General features: G+C 30.0%; 1 protein-coding gene. It reads left to right on the top strand.

All coding sequences use genetic code 11. The annotated features are described in order from the left end of the window. Window positions 1-66: 66 nt before the first annotated feature. Window positions 67-267, top strand: a 201-nt coding sequence (locus SB749_RS19695) for a hypothetical protein (protein WP_410711792.1), incomplete at its 3' end; no start/stop codon positions are given.

Here is a 267-nt window from a genome sequence, read left to right as displayed (position 1 = left end):
GTATAGTTTTAGTATATTTCTTTAAACAAATCATTCTTTTAATGATATAAAAAAGGCGGGGAGAAAGTGGCAGACAAGGACAGTTGGTGGAAAGATACAGTGGTTAATAAAAAATCAACGACTGATAAACAACCAGATAAAGAAAACATTTTTTTGACTTCAAGAACAGTACTAAATCACGCCATACCACCTAAAAATAAAGACTTCGATCCAAGACATGTAGAGTATGATGAACTTCCAATCGATAATATAAAAAATTTAAAAAAA

It is taken from the genome of Brevibacterium sp. SIMBA_078 (assembly GCF_046534565.1).
Classification (GTDB): domain Bacteria; phylum Actinomycetota; class Actinomycetes; order Actinomycetales; family Brevibacteriaceae; genus Brevibacterium.
Note: the sequence above shows the minus strand (reverse complement) of the source record. Positions and strands in the feature narration are given on the sequence as shown.